Below are 19,466 nucleotides of genomic sequence, written 5' to 3'. Positions count from 1 at the left end.
GGCCTCATGCGCGGTCTTTCACGCTGGCGTCGCGCGCCTCGCGTTCGCGTTGGAGCCGTTCCTGCTGCGCCTTGATGCGGCTGCGGTCGGATTGCGGATAGGCGGCGAGCGGCGGCGTGTCGCCATAGAGCGCCTGCAAGGTGATGTCGCGCGCCACCGGCGCCGCCGCGGTCGAGCCGCCGCCACCATGTTCGATCACCACCGCCACCGCGATGCGCGGATTGTCCGCCGGGGCATAGTTGACGAACAGCGCGTGGTCGCGCCGCTCCCAGGGCAGGTCCTTGTTGCTGGTCACGCCCCGCGCGCGTTCGGCGGCGGTGATGTTGCGGACCTGGCTGGTGCCGGTCTTGCCGGCCATGCGATAGGCGTCTTCCTCGATGCGGCTGCGATAGGCGGTGCCGCGTTTGTTGTTCGACACGGCGAACATGGCGCGGCGGATTTCGCGCAGATGGTTCGGGTTGAGCCCGAGATCCTCGCCCGCGCCGCTGGGCGTCTCGACCCCGTCGATGGATTTGATCAGCCGTGGCATCACGCTGCGCCCGGTGGCGATGCGCGCGGTCATCACCGCCAGATGCAGCGGCGAGGTGAGGACAAAGCCCTGACCGATCGAGGCGTTGATCGAATCCCCGATCACCCAGTCCTCGCCGCGCGCCTTGCGCTTCCATTCCTTGGTGGGGATGAGCCCCTCGGACACGCTGGTCATCGGCAGATCGTAATCCTGACCGAGCCCGAGCCGCAGCGCCATTTCCGAGATTTTCTCGATCCCGGTGCGCAGCGCCATCTCATAGTAATAGACGTCACAGCTCTCGCGCAGCGACCGGTTGAGATCGACATTGCCATGGCCCACCCGCTTCCAGCAGTGGAAGCGGCGCGAACTGACCTCGAGGTGCCCGGGGCAATAGACCGTGTCATTGGGCGTCATCTGCCCGCTCTCGAGCGCCGCCAGCGCCGTCACCATCTTGAAGGTCGAACCGGGCGGATAGACACCCTGCACCGCCTTGTTGGGCAGCGGCCGGTATTTGTTTTCCAACAGGGCCTTGTAATCGGCCACCGAAATGCCGCGCACAAAGAGGTTGGGATCAAAGGCCGGGGTCGAGCCGGAGGCGAGAATATCGCCCGTTTGCACGTCGATCACCACGGCGGCGGCGCTCTCATTGTGCAGCCGGTCCTTGATATAGGCCTGCAGGTTGCTGTCGGTGGTGAGCTGGATGTTCTTGCCCGGCTCGCCCTCACGGCGGTCCAACTCGCGGATCACCCGGCCCGAGGCGTTCTGCTCGATGCGCCGGGTGCCCGCCTTGCCGCGCAGAAGATCCTCCTGGCGCACCTCAAGCCCCACCTTGCCGATCTGGAACCGCGGAATGCGCAAGAGCTGATCGGGCGCCTTGATCCGTTCGAGATCGCGGTCGCTCACCGGGCCGACATAGCCCACCATATGCGAATAATCCTCGGCCTGCGGATAGCGCCGCGACAGGCCGACCTCGGGCCGCACACCGGGCAGGGCAGGGGCGTTGACCGCCACCCGGCTCAGCTCGTCCCAGCTCACCCTGTCGGCAATCGTCACCGGGTGGATGCGCGAGCGGCGCATTTCCTCGCGCGCCTTGGCCAGTTCCGCCGGATCGAGCGCCACCAGACGGCCAAGCCGCGCAATGACATCCTCCACATCGCCCGCCTCTTCGGCATCGAGCATGATCCGGTACGAGGGCACATTCTCCGCGATCACCCGGCCATTGCGGTCATAGATCTGTCCCCGCGCCGGCGGGATGAGCCGGATCTTGATCCGGTTCTCATCGGCCAAAAGACGGAACTGATCCGCCTGATCGACCTGCAAATACCGCATCCGGAGCCCAAGCACCCCGAGCATCCCGGCCTGCGCCGCCCCGAGGATCAAGGCCCGGCGGTTGAGCAACCGGTTGCTTTCGGCATTGTCGCGGCTCACCCGTTTCATGCGCGCATCCCCAGACTTTCGGCATCGCCGGGCCGCACCCGCCGCACCCCGAGCAGCGTGGTGCTGACAAAAACCACGATGGGATAGACGGCGATGGTCGCGACAAGCTGCATCAAGGTCAGGCTCAGCGGCGCTTGCGGCACGAAAAACACCGCCAGAACAACGCGGTAGGCGAGCCAGAGCGCCAGCGCCATCCCCGCCACGCTAAGCCATTCGGGCAGAAACCCCATATCGCGCAGCCCGCTCGCCCGTTGCTTGAGCGTCTCACAGGCGATCAGCACCAGCGCCGCCCAGAGACCCGGAGGCCGCTGAAACAGCAGGTCCGACATCAGCAATATCGTCGCGATGAACAGGGGCGGCGCATATTCCGGCCGCCGCAGCACCCAGGCAAAGCTCAGCGCGACGATGATATCCGGCCCGGCAATCCGCGCCGGCAACATGTCGAGCGGCAGCAGACGCCAGAAGATGAGCGCGCCACAGATCGCCGCAAAGATGCCCCTCATGAGCCAGAGCCGAACCGTGTTGCGCTCAGCCATTGCCACCCCCCGTCGCTGGGGCGGCGGCGCCGGTCTCCGCGCCCGCCTCCGGCAGTTGCGGCCCATAGCTGCCCGGCGGCGCGATCAGCTGGCCGGGCGTGTCGATGCCGACCCGGCCATAATCGCGCAGCACCCGCAGGAACTCGAGCCGCTCGTAATCCGCCGCCAGCCTGATGCGCAGCCGCCCACCGGGATCGAGCGCCACCTGACCCGCCAAGAGACCCGGCGGAAACACCCCGCCATCGCCCGAGGTCACGATGCGATCACCGGGGCGCACCTGCGCCTTGTCCTCAAGGAAATCGATGGGCGGGGCAGAGGTGTTGTCGCCGACGATCAGCGCCCGCTGCCCCGAGGGCTGAATGATCACCGGAATGCGCGACGAGGTATCGGTGAGCAGAAGCACCCGACTGGTGTTCTCGCCTACCCCGGAAATCCGCCCGACAAGGCCTAGCCCATCCATCGCGGCCCAGCCATCGACGATGCCGTCACGCGCCCCGATGTTGAGGATCACCGACTGCCGGAAGGGCGAGCCGCTGTCGGCGAGCACCACGCCGGTCACATAGGTGAGCCGCGGATCGAGCCGCACATTGTTGAGATCGAGAAGCCGCGCGTTCTCCTGTTCGAGCTGCAGCGCCGCCTCTTTCCACGCCTTCATCTGCTGCAATTCGCGGCGCAGCTCCTGGTTCTGCTGATGCAGCCGCTGATAGCTCTGGAAATCGCGGGCGATGTTGACCACGCCGGTCACCGGCGCCATCGCCCAGTCAAAGCTCGGCACCACCCGGTCAACGACACGGGCGCGGAATCGCTCGACGCGCGGGCTGTCGATGCGCCACAGCAGGAACAGACCCAGCAGGCACACCACCAGCACACCGATCAAGAGCCGCCGGAGCGGGCCCCGGTATTCGTCACTTTGCGATTTGTCGCGGGCCAAGCCATACCCCCTTGATCTGCATGACTATGCCAAAACCATAGACGATCCCTGCCGCGCCATGCAAAGCCGAAGGATATGCGGCCCCCGGGCGGTGGCGGCGGGGATCAGCTGTCGTAATCGATGGCGTGACGCAGTTGCTTTTCAAACTCGAGCGCCTTGCCGGTGCCCAGCGCCACACAGTTGAGCGATTCGTCGGCAATCGACACCGCGAGACCGGTCTGCTCGCGCAGCGCCAGATCGAGATCACCCAAGAGCGCACCACCCCCGGTGAGCATCACGCCCCGGTCGACGATATCGGCGGCGAGATCGGGCGGCGTGGCTTCCAGCGCGGTCATCACCGCCTCGCAGATTTGCTGCACCGGTTCGGCCAGCGCCTCGGCGACCTGCGCCTGGCTGATTTCGGTTTCCTTCGGCACCCCGTTGAGAAGGTCCCGGCCGCGCACCCGCATCGACGCGCCGCGCCCGTCATCGGGCATCCGGGCGGTGCCGATCGAGGTCTTGATACGCTCGGCGGTGGCGTCGCCCACCAGAAGGTTCTGCTGACGGCGCAGGTAGTTGATGATCGCCTCGTCCATCCGGTCGCCGCCCACCCGGACCGAACGCGCATAGACGATGTCGCCAAGGCTCAGCACCGCGACCTCGGTGGTGCCGCCGCCGATGTCGACGACCATGTTGCCGGTCGGATCGGTGATCGGCATGCCGGCGCCGATGGCCGCCGCGATGGGCTCTGCAATCAGACCGGCGCGCCGCGCGCCCGCCGAGAGAACCGATTGGCGAATGGCGCGTTTTTCCACCGGCGTCGCACCATGCGGCACACAGACGATGATCTTCGGCTTGGAGAAGGTCGAGCGCTTGTGCACCTTGCGGATGAAATGCTTGATCATCGCCTCGGCGGTGTCGAAATCGGCGATGACGCCTTCGCGCATCGGCCGGATCGCCTCGATCGAGCCGGGCGTGCGGCCCAGCATGAGCTTGGCATCCTCGCCCACGGCCAGCACCTTCTTGACGCCGTCCTTGACGTGATAGGCCACCACCGACGGCTCTGACAGGATGACGCCGCGCCCCTTGACATAGACCAATGTATTGGCGGTCCCAAGGTCGATGGCCATATCCGAGGTGAAGAGGCCGGGAATGCGGTGCAATAGCGACATGAGGCGGGGGTTTCCTGTCGAAAAAATATCAAAAAGGCCCGCGACTCTGTCGCCGAAGGCCGCGAGTGTTATAGAGCGGCGCCACTGGCGGCGAAAGGGGCTGTTTCGTGGCACTCGGCGTCAAACTGCCGGTTTTTTTCCCGGTGGGCAATGTCTTGGCAAAGCCTCGGCAAAATCCCTCTCTCGCGCGCCCGGATCGTCATGTTTGATTTAATCGCCCTATGTGCGTACAAATTGACCCAAGAGGCCGGGGCAAGACCCGGCGCAGCGTGACAGGGCAGGTAGATGAAGAGCGATTTTCGCGAGGTTCGGGAGGAGTTGCGCCAGCGCATCCTGCAAGGGGTCTGGGCGCCCGGCGATCTGGTTCCCAATGAGGTCGATCTCGCCGCCGAATTCGGCTGTGCCCGCGCCACCGTCAACCGCGCCATGCGCGAACTGGCCGAGGCCGGGCTCATCGAGCGCAAGCGCAAGGCCGGCACCCGTGTCCGGCTCTCGCCGCGTCGCGCCGCCCGGTTCGACATTCCCATCGTCCGCGAAGAGATCGAGGCGCGCGGTGCCGCCTACCGCTATGCGCTGATCAGCCGCGACGAGATCGCGCCGCCCGATTGGCTCGCCGCGCGCATGGCGCTCGCCCCCGGCGATCTGGTGCTGCATCTCACCTGTCTGCACCATGCCGACGGGCAGCCCTATCAGCACGAAGAACGCTGGATCAGCCTCGCCGCCCTGCCACAGGCCCGCGACGGCGATTTCACCGCCACCGGCCCCAATGAATGGCTGGTCCGCGAAGTGCCCTTCTCCGATGCCGAGATCAGCTTTTCGGCGATTGCCGCCGATGATCAGCTCGCCCGCCGCATGGGCTGTGCGACGGGCGACGCGCTGTTTCTGGTGGAACGCGCGACCTGGTGGGAAGGCCGCGCCATCACCTTCGTGCGCCTCGCCCATCAGCGCGGCCACCGGATGACCACGCGCTACTGAATTGGCCGAAAAAGCCGCCGGATCGGCCACTGTCGCGATACCGTCGTGATACCGACAGAATACCGACCCGGCGTTTTGGGGTGTGTCAGAGGTTGCCGCGCAGCCCTTTGACCGCCTTGCGATAGCCCTCGATGATCCGCTCGCGGTGGATATGCCGCCCCTCGCGCACCATATGTCGCCCCGCCGCCCAGACGTCCGACACCATGCTGTCACGGCCTGCAAAAGCGAAGGTATCAAGGATCAGATCGCCCTCGATCCCTTCGAGGTCGATATGGGTCATGTCGAGCGCCAGAAGGTCAGCCCAGGCCCCGGCCTCAAGCCGCCCGGCATCGCGCCCCGCCGCCTGCGCCCCGCCCTTGGCCACGCCTTCAAAGAGCCGCCGCCCGGTGGACAGTTCCGCCGTCGCCAGCGCCGCCCGGCTGTGATCGCGCAGCCGCTGCGACGTGTCGAGCGAGCGCAACTCTTCATGAAGAGAAATCAAGATGTTGCTGTCCGATCCGACCGAGATCGCGCCGCCATTTTCAAGCCAGCGCACCCCGTCGAAAATCCCATCCCCGAGCGAGGCCTCGGTGATCGGGCAGAGCCCCGCCACCGCGCCGGTCTTGGCCAGCCGCGCGGTCTCCTCCGGGGTCATCTGCGTCAGGTGAATGAGGCACCAGCGGTCGCTCATTTCGAGATTGTCGAGCGCCCAATTGACCGGCCGCGCGCCCCAGGAGGCCTCGACCTCTTCGACCTCGGGGATCTGCTCGGCCAGATGCATATGCACCGGCCCGCCGGGCAGAAGGCTCGCCGCTGCCCGCAAATCCTCCTGCGCCACCGCCCGAAGCGAATGCGGCGCGACCCCGAGGCAGCTGTCTTTTGGAAGTGATTCCAGGGTCTTGCCCGCCTCTTCGAGCAGGCGGCGATACTGGTCCGGCGTGTTGCCAAAGCGGCATTGCCCCGCACCCAGAGGCCGCTGATCACAGCCGCCGAACTGATATTGCACGGGGAGCAGCGTCAGGCCGATGCCCGTCTGCCCCTGCGCCGCCGCGATCCGGTCGGCCATTTCCGACAGCTTGTCATAGGGCTGCCCATCGGGCCGGTGATGCAGGTAATGGAACTCGATATTGGTAGCGAATCCCGCCTCGAGCATCTCCATCTGCACCAGCGCCGCGATGGCTTCGACCTGATCCGGGGTGATCTGGTCGAGGAATTTGTACATGAGCTTGCGCCAGGTCCAGAAACTGTCGCGCGGATCGGGCCCGCGCCGCTCGCTGAGCCCGGCCATGGCGCGCTGAAACGCGTGGCTGTGGCTGTTGGCCGGCGCGGGCAGCAAGGTGCCGACGCGCTGGCCCTCGGGGGCCGCGCCTGTGGTGAGCGTGGCAATGCGCCCCTCCGCGTCAATCTCGAGCCGCACATCCCGTGCCCAGCCCTCAGGGGTTAACGCGTGTTCGGCCCAAATTACGGACATACCGGCCTCCGTCGGTGTGAAATGTTATGTCTGGACATAATGCCATCCGAACGGGTTTGGCAAGGGTGTTGATGGGGCAGGGGGTAAACCGCCCGGCTTACGCGGATCTGCCGCGCCGGGCAATCGCGGCTCTGCCGCGCCGGGCAGCGCCCGACCGCCCCCCAAGGGCTCATCCTGTCGGGCGCTTTAGCAACGCTGCTCTTTTCCACAGCCCCCACGCCGAAGCCCACCGATAAACCGCGCCCCACGACCCGCAGTGATGCCCACCCGCGGCCGGGCGCCGCCCTCACCCCCGCACTGTCGCTATACCGCCGCGATACCGACACCCTGCCGACCCGGCACATCCGCTAGCGTGTCAGGTCCGGCGCAGATGCCCGCGCCGCCTCCGCCTCGGGACCCTCCCGCGCCACGTCGATGATCCAGTCGCGCACCGCGATGGCATGATCCGACAGCGGCGCATGCGACGACCAGAGCAGGTAAATCCCCTGTCCCGTGCGCCACGACCACTCGCGCCGCGCCGCCAGCATCCCCCGGTCGAGCAGGTTGCGCACGATATGCTCCCAGCCAAAGGCAAACCCTTCGCCCGACACCGCCGCCTGTAGCACCAGCGCATAATCATTGAGCCGCAGCCCCGCGCTCACATCCCGGTCGCGGATGCCATGATGGGCGAACCAATCCGACCAATTGGGCCGCTGGCGGATCGGCTCTTCGAGATGGATGAGCCGCTCGCTCATCAAGGTGGGGATCGAGCGCAGGTTCTTGGCGGCGGCCATGACCCGCGGGCTCGCCACCGGATAGATGATCTCATCGGCGATCTTGGCGGTCTCGTAGCCGGGGTAGTTGCCATCGCCCAGACGTATGCCAAGGCTGAGGTTCTCCGAGGCCAGTTCCGGCTCTCTGTCGCTATTTTGCATCCGCAGGTCGATCTCAGGGTGGCGGGCGCGCAAAAGATGCAATCTCGGCATCATCCAGTAATAGGAAAACGCCGAGGAGGTAGAGATCGTGACATGGCTCTGCTGCCCCATCTGGCGCACCGCGCTGATGGAATTTTCCATGTCATGCAGGGCCTTTGTCACATCGGAATAGAGCCGCGCCCCCGCCGCCGTGAGATCAACCTGACGATGTCCCCGCAAAAAGAGCTGCACCCCGAGCCCGGCCTCAAGCCCCTTGATCGCGGCGCTGACCGAGGGTTGCTGCATGTGCAATTCCTCCCCCGCCCGGGTGAAGGACCGCAGCCGCGCCGCCGCCTCAAAGATGATAAGGGCGCGCGGCGATTGCAGGAGATGAGACAGTCTTGCCATAGCTACAGTCTATCCAAACCATATGGATTTTCAAGGATCACAGCAGGGGGGGCGACGGCTAGAAAGCGGCCAGGTTCTGACACCGCCAGGTTTTGACAAAGGAGGCCCTCATGGCCAGACGCGCCCGCACCGCCCGCCGCAGCGACACGACGGCCCCCGTCGCCCCCGCTTCGCCCTATATCCGGCGCAGCCTGCCGGTGTTCGACGTGCTCTCCGAGGATCAGCTCACCCGGCTCGAAGGGCAGGTGGATTGGCTCTTGGAAAATGTCGGCATCGCCTTTCGCGACGATCCCGCCGCGCTCGATGTCTGGCGCCGGGCCGGGGTGGTGCCGGGCGGCGAGCATGGCGATCTGATCAAGGCCGATGCGCAATGGGTCCGCAGCCTTTGTGCCAAGGCCCCGCGCGAATTTACCCAGCACGCCCGCAACCCCGAACGCTCGGTCGTCATCGGCGGCAACAATCAGGTCTTTGCGCCGATCTATGGCGCGCCTTTCGTGCGCGATCTCGAAGGCGGCCGGCGCTATGGCAATATGCCGGATTTCGAAAAGCTGGTGAAGCTCACCTATATGCATCCGAACCTGCATCACGGTTCTTTCGTGATCTGCGAGCCCACCGATGTGCCGGTGTCGAAACGCCATCTCGACATGCTCTTTGCCCATATGACCCTCTCGGACAAACCGCATCTCGGCGCGATCACCGAGAAAAGCCGGGCGCAGGACAGCGTCGACATGGCCGAGATCGTCTTTGGCGCCGAGCGGCTCGACCGCGAGACCTGCATCATGGCCAATGTGAACACCAACTCGCCGCTCTTGGTGGACAAGGTGGTGACCGAGGCGATCCAGGTCTATTGCGGCCGCGGTCAGGCCATTGTCGTCACCCCCTTCATCCTCACCGGCGCGATGGGCCCGGTGAGCACCACCGCCAGCGTCGCCCAAGCCGTGGCCGAGGCGATGATCTGCTGCGCCTTCGCCCAGCTCGTCCGCCCCGGCGCGCCTTTCGTGATGGGCAATTTCCTGTCCTCCATGTCGCTCAAATCCGGCGCGCCCACCTTCGGGATGCCGGAACCGGTGCTGTCGAACTACATCATCGGTCAGCTCGCCCGCCGTCTCGGTCTGCCCCTGCGCTGTGGCGGCTCGCTCACCGCGTCTAAGATCGAAGACGCGCAATCCGCCTATGAGAGCGCCGATTCCATGCACTCCACCGTACTCGCGGGCTCGAACTTTACGCTGCATGCCGCGGGCTGGCTCGAGGGCGGGCTCGCCACCGGGTTCGAAAAACTGGTGATGGATGCCGACCGGCTCGGCGCCTACCAGAAACTCGTGGGCCTCGGCCATGTCGATGACGAGGATGCGCTCGCCCGTGATGTCTATGCCGAGGTCGCGCCGGGCGGCCATTTCCTCGGCTCGGCCCATACGATGCGCAACTATCAGACCGCCTTCTACGAGCCCCGCCTCAGCGACAGCGAAAATGTCGAGAGCTGGGAGGAGGGCGGCTCGCTCGACATGCGGGCCCGCGCCCATGCCCGCTGGACCGAGATGCTCAACCAATATGAAGCCCCGCCCATCGACCCGGCCCTGCGCGACGCGCTGGCCGATCATGTGGCCCGCCGCAAATCCGACCTCCCCGACGCCTGGTATTGACCGGCCGGACCCTTTCGAAAGGATAAAACATGCCCGAAATTCTCAAGGAAGACACGCCCCAGACGGGCAAGCAACTGCCCTCGCACGCCAAGGTCGTCATCATCGGCGGCGGCGTCGTCGGCTGCTCGATCCTCTTTCACCTCGCCAAGTTTGGCTGGAAAGACGTGGTGCTCTTGGAACGGGACGAGCTCACCAGCGGGTCGAGCTGGCACGCCGCCGGTCAGATCCACACCATCAGCTCCGACCCCAATATCAGCCGCCTGCAGGGCTATACGATCGATCTCTACAAGGAGATCGAGGAAACCTCCGGTCAGTCGGTTGGCCTCCACATGACCGGCGGCTTTTACCTCGCCTCCAACAAGACCTGGTATGATTACCTCAAGCGGGAACGCTCCAAGGCGCGCTACATGGGCCTGCACCAGGAATTCATCTCGCCCAAGGAAGTGGCCGAGCGGCACCCGCTCATCGACCCGAAACATTACCTCGCGGCGCTCTGGGACGATCAGGACGGCGATCTCGACCCCTCGGGCGCGACCTATGCCTTCGCCAAATCGGCCCGCGTCCATGGTGCGCAATATTTCACCCATACGCCGGTGACCGCCACCACCCAGAAATCCGACGGCTCCTGGGACGTGACCACGCCCAAGGGCAATATCAACGCCGAAATCATCGTCAACTGCGGCGGGCTCTGGGCGCGCGAAGTGGGCCATATGCAGGGGATCAACATCCCCGTGCAGCCGATGGAACATCACTACCTGCTGACCGAGGACATCCCCGAGATCGCCGCCGCCAAGGACCGTCTGCCCTGCGGTATCGACTACGAGGCCAACATCTATTTCCGTCAGGAACGCAAAGGGCTGTTGCTCGGCACCTATGAACAGCGCGGCACACCTTGGAAAGTGGGCGGCACGCCCTGGGACTTCGGCCATGAGCTGCTGCAGCCCAATCTCGACCAGATCGCCGACCGGCTCGAATTTGCCTTTGAGCGTATCCCGGCGCTGGCGGAAACTGGCATCCGGCAGGCGATCAACGGCCCCTTCACCTTTGGTCCCGATGGCAACCCGATGATCGGGCCGGTGCCGGGGATGACCAACTACTGGTGCGCCGTGGGCGTCATGGCGGGCTTCTGTCAGGGCGGCGGCGTCGGCCTCACCATGGCCGAATGGATGATGGATGGCGAACCCTCCATCGACGTCTGGGCGATGGATGTGGCGCGCTTTGGCAATTGGGCGAGCCCCGATTGGGGCACGGTCAAATCGACCGAAAACTACGAACGCCGCTTCGTGATGACCTTCCCGAACGAGACCCTGCCCAAGGGCCGCAAGCAACAGACCACGGCGCTCTATGACCGGCTCGTCGCGAAAGGCGCGCGGATGGGGCAGGCCTTTGGTCTCGAACATGTGCTGTGGTTCGCCGACGGCCCCGAGGACGCCTGGGAAGACCCCACGTTCGAGCGCAACCGCAGCCACGACTATGTCGCGGGCGAGGTGGGCGCGGTGCGCCACGCGGTCGGCGGCATCGAGCTCGCCAACTTTGCCAAGCACGAGATCCGCGGCCCCGGCGCGCGCGCGTGGCTTGATCGGACCATGGCGGGCTATATCCCGAAGCCGGGCCGCATCACGCTCACCCCGATGCTCACCGACAAGGGGCGGCTCTATGGCGATCTCACCGTCGCTTGCCTCGCCGAGGATCACTTCATGCTGTTTGGCTCGGGCACGATGCAAGAGGCGCATTCGCGCTTCTTCGCCCGCACCCTGCCTGAAGGCGTGCGCCACGAAAACCAGACCGGCGACTGGCACGGGATCGGCATCGCCGGGCCCAACGCCCGCGAACTTCTGGCGCGGATCTCCCGTGACGATGTCTCGGCCGAGGCGTTCAAATTCCGCGACTGCCGTCAGACCTATGTTGGCGGCGTGCCGGTGATCCTCAATCGGATCAGCTTCTCGGGCGAGTTGGGCTATGAAATCTACTGCCGCCCGCAATATCTCATTCGCCTTTCCGAGGCGATCGAAGAGGCGGGCGCCGATCTCGGCTATCGCTGGTATGGCAACCGGGCGCTGATGTCGATGCGGCTGGAAAAGGGCTGGGGGGCTTGGGGCCTCGAATTCCGTCCCGATTTCAACGCGGTCGAAAGCGGTATGGATGTGTTCATCAACTGGAAGAAGGAGTTTGTCGGCAAGGCCGCGACCGAAGCCGCCAAGGCGGCGGGCGTTGCGCGCAAGCTGGTGACGCTGACCATCGACACCGAGATCGACGTGACGCTCGACGAGGCGGTGCTCAAGGACGGTGCGGCGGTGGGCTATATCACCTCCGGCGGCTATGCCCATCACGTCGGCCGCTCGATGGCGATGGCCTATGTCGCGGCGGAACATGCCGCGCCGGGCACCACGCTCGAGGTCGAGATCCTCGGCGAGATGCGCCGTGCCGAGGTGCAGGGCGCGCCGCTCTACGATCCCGACGGGGCCAAGATGCGCGGCTAGTCCCGCGCCCCTCCCTCTAGGGCAGGCCCTCACCGGGGGCCTGCCGCCACCCTCACCTCCGAGTTGATTGGACGCACCCGGAGGCCTGCGTATAGATGCAGGGTCAAAAGGAGACCGCCATGCAGAATCAGATGAAGGCCCTCGTAAAATCCCGCCCCGAGCCGGGCCTCTGGATGGAACATGTCCCGGTGCCGGAACCGGGCGATGACGAAGTGCTCATCAAGGTGCGCAAATCCGCCATCTGCGGCACCGATGTGCATATCTGGAAATGGGACGAATGGTCGGCCAAGACCGTGCCGGTGCCGATGGTCGTCGGCCATGAGTTCTGTGGCGAGATCGTCGACACGGGCCGCGCCGCGATCAAATACAAGATCGGCCAGCGCGTCGCGGGCGAGGGCCATGTGGTCTGTGGCACCTGTCGCAACTGCCGCGCGGGGCGGGGGCATCTGTGCCGCAACACGCTCGGCGTGGGGGTCAACCGGCCCGGCTCTTTCGCGGAATATCTCTGCATCCCCGAAAGCAATGTGGTGCCGATCCCCGATGACATCCCCGACGAGATCGCGGCGATCTTCGATCCGTTCGGCAATGCGGTCCACACCGCGCTGAGCTTTGATCTGGTGGGCGAGGATGTGCTCGTCACCGGCGCTGGGCCGATCGGCATCATGGGGGCGCTCGTCGCGCAAAAGGCCGGGGCGCGCAAAGTGGTGATCACCGACATCTCGCCCTATCGCATCGCGCTCGCGCAAAAGCTCGGGGTGCAGCATGTGGTCAACGCCTCTGAGGAAAACCTCAAGGATGTGATGGCGCGGCTCGGGATGACCGAAGGCTTTGACGTGGGCCTCGAGATGTCCGGCGCGGCGCCGGCCATGCGCGACATGATCGACAAGATGAACAATGGCGGCAAGATCGCACTGCTGGGCATCGCGCCGACCGAGTTCGCGGTCGACTGGAACAAGATCATCTTCAAGATGCTCAACGTCAAAGGCATCTATGGCCGCGAGATGTACGAGACCTGGTACAAGATGATCGCGCTGGTGCAATCGGGCCTCGACCTGACCCCGCTGATCACCCATCGCATCGGCATCGACGCCTTTGAAGATGGCTTTGCCGCGATGCTCTCAGGCGAGGCGGGCAAGGTGGTGATGGACTGGGGCTAAGGCCCCGGTTTCGCCACTGTCGCTTTACCGAAGCAATACCGACGTGATGCCGACACGGGATTTTTCGTGGTGCGACAGGGGCTTGCGGGCAGTGGGCCTCAGGTGCCATGCTGCCCGGAGTGCCCCTATCACCCGGATTGCATCATGCCCGCCCGCAAGGATCTGAGCCTCAAGTCACTGGAAATGTTCGAGATTTCCGCGCGCCACCCGTCGCTGCAATCGGCGGCGGACGCGGCAGGCCTCTCGGTCAGCACCATGTCGCACCATCTCCATGTGCTCGAAAACCATCTCGGCGTGCCCCTCTTCGACCACTCCCGCCGCCCCATGGTCCTCACCGCCACCGGCCAGAGTTTTCTGCGAAATATCGAACCCGCGCTCATCGCCCTGCGCGCCGCCACCGCCGAGGCGGCCTCGGGCGAACCGGCCACCGCGCGGCATCTGCGGCTCGGCAGTATCGAGGATTTCGACAGCGACATCATCCCCGGACTGGCGGTGCATCTGTCGCGCCGGATGCCGCAATGCGATTTCACCTATCACAGCGACGCTAGCCGCGCGATTGTGGAGATGCTGCGCAAGCGAGAACTCGACATCGGCCTCGTCGCCACGCCCCAAGATCGCCCCGAAGGGCTGAGCTGTCATCCGGTGCTGCGCGACCCGTTCGTGATGGTCATGCCAGCGCAGAGCACGCTCGCCCCCGAGGATCTGGTGCGCGGCGAAACCGACCTTCCGTTTTTGCGCTTCACCACCGGGCAGATCATCGCGCAGCAGATCGAGGCGCAGCTCAAGCGGATGAAATACACCCTGCCGAACCGCTTTGAATGCGGGAACAATCAAACCCTTATGGCGATGGTCTCGGTCGGCGCGGGCTGGACGATCACCACGCCGCTGCTCTTTGCACGGGCCCGTCAGTTCCACTCGCATCTCAAGATGCAGCCCTTCCCGGGCCGCGCCTTTGCCCGCGAACTGTCGCTGATCTCGACGCCCGATTGCGCCAATTCGGTGCGCGGCATCATCGAGGCCAAGCTGCGTCAGATGCTCGCCGATCACGCCATCCTGCCGGTGCTGGAAAAGGCGCCGTGGCTCGCCGACAGTTTCCGCCTCCTAGGCGGGATGTCCGATCCGGCAGAGGTCGACGAGACCGAAGAGACCGAGAGCTAAGGCATCAGGATGTTGAACCGGGCGCGGATCGCCGCCTGCTGCTCGGCGCTGAGATACTCGGGATGGTGGCTGTCGAGGATCTCTCGCGCCCGCGACTTGGCGCGGGTCCAGGCATCCGCCGCCCCGGCCTCGGCCCAGCTGCGCGGCTCGACCCGGTCGGCCAGACGCGGATAGAAATAATCCCGCTCCATCGCCGCATGGGTCTGTGCCTCGCCAAGGAAATGCCCCTCGCCAAGCACCGCGCCACAGATCGCGTCAAAGCCGAGCGTCTCATCGCTCACCTCGATGCCGCGCAGCGTGCGATAGCTCATCGAATGCATTTCGTCATCGAGCACGAACCCCTCGAAACTCACCCCCAAAAGCGCCGCCGTCATGCCAGAGCTTTCATAGATGAGATTGCCCCCCGCCAGCGCCGCCGCCAGCGACGTCATGCCCTTTTCCACACCATATTGCGCGTCGATCGCCTTGGCATCGGTCATCGAGGCCGCCACGCCCGACGGCAGGCCGAGCCAGTTCGACAGCTGCGCCGAAGCCGCGTTGAGCAGCGTCGTCTCACCGCCGCCCCCCGAAAACGCCCCGGTGCGCAGGTCGATGACCAGAGGCCAGTTGGAAAACACCATGGGAAAGCCCGGCTGGATCGCGTGCACCATGACGAGGCTCGCCAGCGTCTCGGCCAGCGACTGCGCCAGAAACCCGGCCATGGTGGCAGGCGCGGTCGCCCCCGCCTGCGCCGCGGTGATGCAGGACATCGGGATATTGTGGCGAATGCATTCATAGACCACATCGACCGCATCCTCGCCAAAGCGCAGGGGCGAGATCACCGGGCTGATATGCGCCTTGACAAAGGGGCGCTCGGAAAACTGCCCCGGCCCGCCCGCCGCGATGTCGAGCATATCGACAATCGGCGCCACATGTTCGGCAAGGGTAAAGGACGTGGCCACCGGCTTGGTCGTATGGCTGATCAGCGCATGGACCGTGTTCACATCGAGATCGAAATTATCCGGCACATCGGTCGCCACACAGCAGCGGGTGAACCAGGCGACATTGGCCAGAACATCCTGCAACCGGGTGAAATCATGCAGATCGACCAGGGTCGAAGGCCGATAGCGCCCGCTGTCCATATCGAGCGTCTGCACCGCCGCGCCGCCGGTGCCGAAAAAGACCCGGTCGCCGCCCACGGTGATGCTGCGCGCCGGATCACGGCCATGCAGGGTGAATTGCTTGGCGGCCCCTTGGATGGCCTCCTGCACCAGCGTCCGGGGCAGGCAGATGCGCGCGCCCTCGCCACGCGTCGCCCCCGCCGCCAGCAGATCACGGCTCAGCCTCTCGGGCACTTCGCCCATGCCGAGCCGCGCCAGCAGATCGAGCGCCGTGTCGAAAATCCGGGCCAGCTCGGCCTCGCTCAGCGGCCGATAGGCGCCGCCGCGCTGGCCGGGCGGGCAGGGGTCGAACACCGGCTTCGCCGCCCGTTTCGCCAATCGTTCTTCCCGCCCGCCGCGTTTGGGTCTCGTATCCGTCATCTGCCGCCGCTCCTGACAAAAGGACCCGCGTGTCTTGGCGCTCAGGTCCGCTGAACTCTCAGCAAAGCGTAGCGTGGCACACCTCTCCCGAGGCGCGGCGATTTGATAACTCTCACGTTGTCGATAACTTATTCCCAAATGTTCGGAAACACTACATGACCCCTATGCCGTCGCCCGGTTTTGCCCCCCTATGAGGCCGACCAGCGCGAAGACAGGTGCAATCATGAAAACCAGAACCAAGGTCGTCGTTATCGGCGGCGGCATCGCAGGGTGTTCCACCCTCTATCACCTCACCCAGGAAGGCTGGACCGATGTGGTCCTCGTCGAGCGGGACGAGCTCACCTCCGGCACCACATGGCACTCTGCCGCGCAGGTGACCAACTTTGGCATGACCCAGACCATGGTCGGGCTCAAAACCCATTCGATCAACCTCTACAAGCGGCTCTCGGAAGATCCGGAATACCCGATCAACTATCACCACGCCGATGGCGGTATCCGTCTCGCCAATACCGAGGCGCAGATGGAGGGCTATCGCCATTTCGCCTCCATGGCCCGCGGCATGGATGTCCATTTCGAAGTGATCGACGCCGAGGAATGCGCCCGCCGTCACCCGCTGATCTCCACCGACAACCTGCTCGGCGGTCTCTGGGACCCGCTCGATGGCGACATCGACCCGGCCCAGCTCTGTCAGGCGCTGGCCTATCACGCCCGCAAGGCCGGGGCCGAGGTCTATCGCAACACGCCGGTGACCGCGCTCACCCAGCACAAGGACGACACCTGGACCGTCGAGACGACCAAGGGCAATATCGACTGCGATATCGTGGTCAACGCCTGCGGCTACCGGGTCAACGAGGTCGGCGCGATGATGGGCGTCCACCACCCGGTGAGCTCGATGGAGCATCAGTATTTCCTCACCGAGGACATCCCCGCCATCGTCGAATCCGACCGCCGCATGCCGCTCTTGCGCTGCCCGATCTCGGATTACTACAGCCGTCAGGAAAAGAACGGCCTACTCGTGGGCTTCTATGAGCAGGGCTGCAAGACCTGGGGGCTGGACGGGATCGACCCGAATTTCGTCAACGCGCTCTGCCCGGATGATCTCGACCGGGTGATGGATGTGCTCGGCGGGGCGTTCGAACGGATGCCCGCGCTGGCCGAGACCGGCATTCGCAGTATCGTCAACGGCCCGATCACCTATACGATCGACGGCGCACCGCTCGTCGGCCCGATCCCCGGCAAGCGCAACGCGTTCTGCATCATCGGGCTGCGCGCGGGCCTTGGCGAAGGCGGCGGTCACGGCTGGCTTCTGGCGCAGCAGATCGTCCATGGCGAGGCGCAATATGACACATGGGTCATCGACCCGCGCCGCTTTGGTCCGCACACCAATGTGGAACTGACCGCGCTCAAGGCGATCGAAGACTATCAGAACGAATTCCGTTTCCACTTCCCGCACGAACATCGCCCCGCAGGCCGCAACGCCCGCACCACGCCGCTGACCCCGATCCTCGCCGCCGAAGGCGCCGAGTTCACCGTGGTCAACGGCTGGGAACGGGTCGATTACATCAAGCCCTCGCCAGAGTTCCACCCGACGCTGGGTTTCGGCTTTGACGAGGCCTTCGACATCATCCGCGATGAGGTCAAGACGGTGGAAACCGGCGTCGGCCTCGCCGAGGTCAACGGGTTCAACCGGATCGAGATCACCGGCGCGGACCGTCACGCCTTCCTCGACCGGATGTGCTGTGGCGCGGTGCCGAAACGCGACGGGCGGCTCGGGCTGGCCTATCTGCTCAACCATCACGGCATGATCAAGGCCGAGGCGACGCTCGCCAATCTGCCCGCCTCTGACCGCGGCCCCGAACGGGTCTGGTACGGCTCTGCGGCGGCGAGCGAGCTGCATGACATGGATTGGCTCTCGGCCCATGTTGGCCCCGACGAGGATGTGCAGCTGCGCAGCCTGACCAATGATCAGACGATCCTGCTGCTCGCCGGGCCGAAATCGCGCGATGTGCTCTCGGCCTGTGCCCGGGGCGACTGGTCGGCCGAGGCCTTCCGCTGGCTGTCGCTGCGCGAGGCTTTCGTCGGCATCGCCCCGGTGACGGTGATGAATGTGAGCTTTTCGGGCGAGCTCGCTTATGAAATCCACGTGCCCAACGCCTCGCTCTATGCCGCCTACCAGGCGCTGCGCGCGGCGGGCGAGGCCCATGGTCTGCGGCTCTTCGGGGCGCGCGCGGTCGATTCGATGCGGATGGAAAAGGGCTTCCTGCATTGGAAGGCCGATCTGCTGACCGAATTCGACCCGTTCGAGACCGGGCTCGACCGCTTCGTGCGTATGGAGAAGGGCGATTTCATCGGCAAAGCAGCGCTCGAAAAACGCGTGGCCGAGGGCCCAAGGGTCAAGCTGGCGAGCCTGCGGGTCGATCACGACCGCGCGCCCGCCCATGGCGGCGCCTCCGTCATGCGGGAGGGCAAGGTGGTCGGCACGGTAAGCTCGGGCGACTGGGGGCATCGGCTCGGCATGAACATCGCCATGGCCTTCCTGCAGCCCGATCTGGCCGCCGAGGGCACCACACTCGAGATCGACATCTGCGGCACGCTGGTGTCCGCCGAGGTCATCGCGCCGTCGCCCTATGACCCGTCTTTCTCGCGCCTGCGCAGCTAAGACACTCGCCACAAGGGCCCGATAAAATCGATAGGGCGCAGAGGGATAGCCTCTGCGCCCTTGTTTTATTGGGATTCGCTGTGACTGGTTGCAAAGTGACCTGACGGTGTTGGTGCTGTTTGACAACCTAAGGTAGATTTGTTAACTTCTATATATGTTTTTTGGTTCTGTTGAATTGATTTGCCCACAAATGAACCGTAAGGTTCAGTTGAGGCTTCCACCCACGCAGGCAAGAACAATGGCACCGATCAAGAAAATCATCGAAATCACGACCTCACCGCAAGGCTCGGCGCGCGTCCAGACCTCTGACGACTATGACACCGAGCAATTCGACAGCCTCACCGCGGCTCTCGCCTATGCCTTCGGCCTGCGCTCTTCGATGAACGATCACCGCGTCACCGCCGCCATCCATATCGACGGCCGCGAATACACGCTCCCCGGCTCGCTGATCTAGGCCCGGACCGGACCCTAGCGTCTCAGACGGCCCATTTCCTGGCTGCTTGCCGCATCACGCCCGGGGCAAGGGGGGCGGCGCCCGAGGTGGCCGAAATATATGTCGCAGA

The 19,466-nt window shown here is 65.0% G+C and carries 14 protein-coding genes; 7 read left to right on the top strand and 7 right to left on the bottom strand.

Going from position 1 to position 19,466, the window contains the following annotated elements; genetic code table 11:
* Nucleotides 1-4: 4 nt before the first annotated feature.
* The 4 genes from mrdA to WA237_RS00795 all read right to left on the bottom strand — a co-directional run bounded on the left by mrdA (nucleotide 5) and on the right by WA237_RS00795 (nucleotide 4,563).
* Nucleotides 5-1,945, bottom strand: coding sequence for a penicillin-binding protein 2 (gene mrdA / locus WA237_RS00810; protein WP_009812578.1), 1,941 nt, complete (start codon nucleotides 1,943-1,945; stop codon nucleotides 5-7).
* Nucleotides 1,942-2,481, bottom strand: a complete 540-nt coding sequence (locus WA237_RS00805; RefSeq protein ID WP_009812577.1) for a hypothetical protein — start codon at nucleotides 2,479-2,481, stop codon at nucleotides 1,942-1,944. Before WA237_RS00805 ends, mrdA begins: the two co-directional genes overlap by 4 nt.
* Entirely contained in the window at nucleotides 2,474-3,412 is a 939-nt protein-coding gene (gene mreC, locus WA237_RS00800; protein WP_336096314.1) for a rod shape-determining protein MreC, read from the bottom strand. The genes WA237_RS00805 and mreC overlap by 8 nt, the downstream gene beginning before the upstream one ends.
* A gap of 104 nt (nucleotides 3,413-3,516) precedes the next feature.
* A complete protein-coding gene (locus tag WA237_RS00795; protein WP_009812575.1) occupies nucleotides 3,517-4,563 on the bottom strand; it encodes a rod shape-determining protein in 1,047 nt (348 codons plus the stop codon).
* A 285-nt stretch (nucleotides 4,564-4,848) separates the two neighbouring features.
* Here WA237_RS00795 and WA237_RS00790 point away from each other — a divergent pair, with 285 nt between their 5' ends.
* On the top strand, nucleotides 4,849-5,538 hold the full coding sequence (locus WA237_RS00790) for a GntR family transcriptional regulator (RefSeq protein WP_009812574.1): 690 nt from the start codon (nucleotides 4,849-4,851) through the stop codon (nucleotides 5,536-5,538).
* Nucleotides 5,539-5,623: 85 nt separating this feature from the next.
* Here the strand turns inward: WA237_RS00790 and WA237_RS00785 are convergent, their stop codons facing one another.
* Both WA237_RS00785 and WA237_RS00780 read right to left on the bottom strand, forming a co-directional pair.
* Nucleotides 5,624-6,988: a formimidoylglutamate deiminase gene (locus WA237_RS00785; RefSeq protein ID WP_336096313.1), complete on the bottom strand. Its 1,365-nt coding sequence runs from the start codon at nucleotides 6,986-6,988 to the stop codon at nucleotides 5,624-5,626.
* Between the two features lie 347 nt (nucleotides 6,989-7,335).
* Nucleotides 7,336-8,289, bottom strand: coding sequence for a LysR substrate-binding domain-containing protein (locus tag WA237_RS00780; protein ID WP_336096312.1), 954 nt, complete (start codon nucleotides 8,287-8,289; stop codon nucleotides 7,336-7,338).
* A 110-nt stretch (nucleotides 8,290-8,399) separates the two neighbouring features.
* Between WA237_RS00780 and WA237_RS00775 the strand changes: the two genes are divergently transcribed.
* From WA237_RS00775 to WA237_RS00760, 4 genes are all read left to right on the top strand, one after another.
* Nucleotides 8,400-9,929, top strand: a complete 1,530-nt coding sequence (locus tag WA237_RS00775) for a trimethylamine methyltransferase family protein (protein WP_336096311.1) — start codon at nucleotides 8,400-8,402, stop codon at nucleotides 9,927-9,929.
* A gap of 29 nt (nucleotides 9,930-9,958) precedes the next feature.
* The gene (locus WA237_RS00770) at nucleotides 9,959-12,409 is read left to right on the top strand and encodes a GcvT family protein (RefSeq protein WP_336096310.1); all 2,451 of its coding nucleotides are present in this window, start codon (nucleotides 9,959-9,961) and stop codon (nucleotides 12,407-12,409) included.
* Between the two features lie 131 nt (nucleotides 12,410-12,540).
* Nucleotides 12,541-13,566 carry an L-threonine 3-dehydrogenase gene (gene tdh / locus WA237_RS00765; RefSeq protein WP_216015983.1) on the top strand — a complete coding sequence of 342 codons (1,026 nt, stop codon included), beginning with the start codon at nucleotides 12,541-12,543 and terminating at the stop codon, nucleotides 13,564-13,566.
* Between the two features lie 144 nt (nucleotides 13,567-13,710).
* Nucleotides 13,711-14,724: a LysR family transcriptional regulator gene (locus WA237_RS00760; RefSeq protein WP_336096309.1), complete on the top strand. Its 1,014-nt coding sequence runs from the start codon at nucleotides 13,711-13,713 to the stop codon at nucleotides 14,722-14,724.
* Here the strand turns inward: WA237_RS00760 and WA237_RS00755 are convergent.
* Nucleotides 14,721-16,244: a trimethylamine methyltransferase family protein gene (locus tag WA237_RS00755; RefSeq protein WP_336096308.1), complete on the bottom strand. Its 1,524-nt coding sequence runs from the start codon at nucleotides 16,242-16,244 to the stop codon at nucleotides 14,721-14,723. The genes WA237_RS00760 and WA237_RS00755 overlap by 4 nt on opposite strands.
* 223 nt (nucleotides 16,245-16,467) lie before the next feature.
* On the opposite strand from WA237_RS00755, the gene WA237_RS00750 reads away from it, so the two are divergent.
* The gene (locus tag WA237_RS00750; protein WP_336096307.1) at nucleotides 16,468-18,903 is read left to right on the top strand and encodes a GcvT family protein; all 2,436 of its coding nucleotides are present in this window, start codon (nucleotides 16,468-16,470) and stop codon (nucleotides 18,901-18,903) included.
* 238 nt (nucleotides 18,904-19,141) lie between these two features.
* Entirely contained in the window at nucleotides 19,142-19,357 is a 216-nt protein-coding gene (locus WA237_RS00745) for a hypothetical protein (protein ID WP_009812565.1), read from the top strand.
* The last annotated feature ends 109 nt before the right edge of the window (nucleotides 19,358-19,466 follow it).

Source organism: Roseovarius sp. CH_XMU1461 (assembly GCF_037027165.1).
Taxonomy (GTDB): Bacteria; Pseudomonadota; Alphaproteobacteria; order Rhodobacterales; family Rhodobacteraceae; genus Roseovarius; species Roseovarius nubinhibens.
The sequence above is the reverse complement of the archived record's forward strand: the minus strand, read 5'-3'. Positions and strand labels throughout refer to the sequence as shown.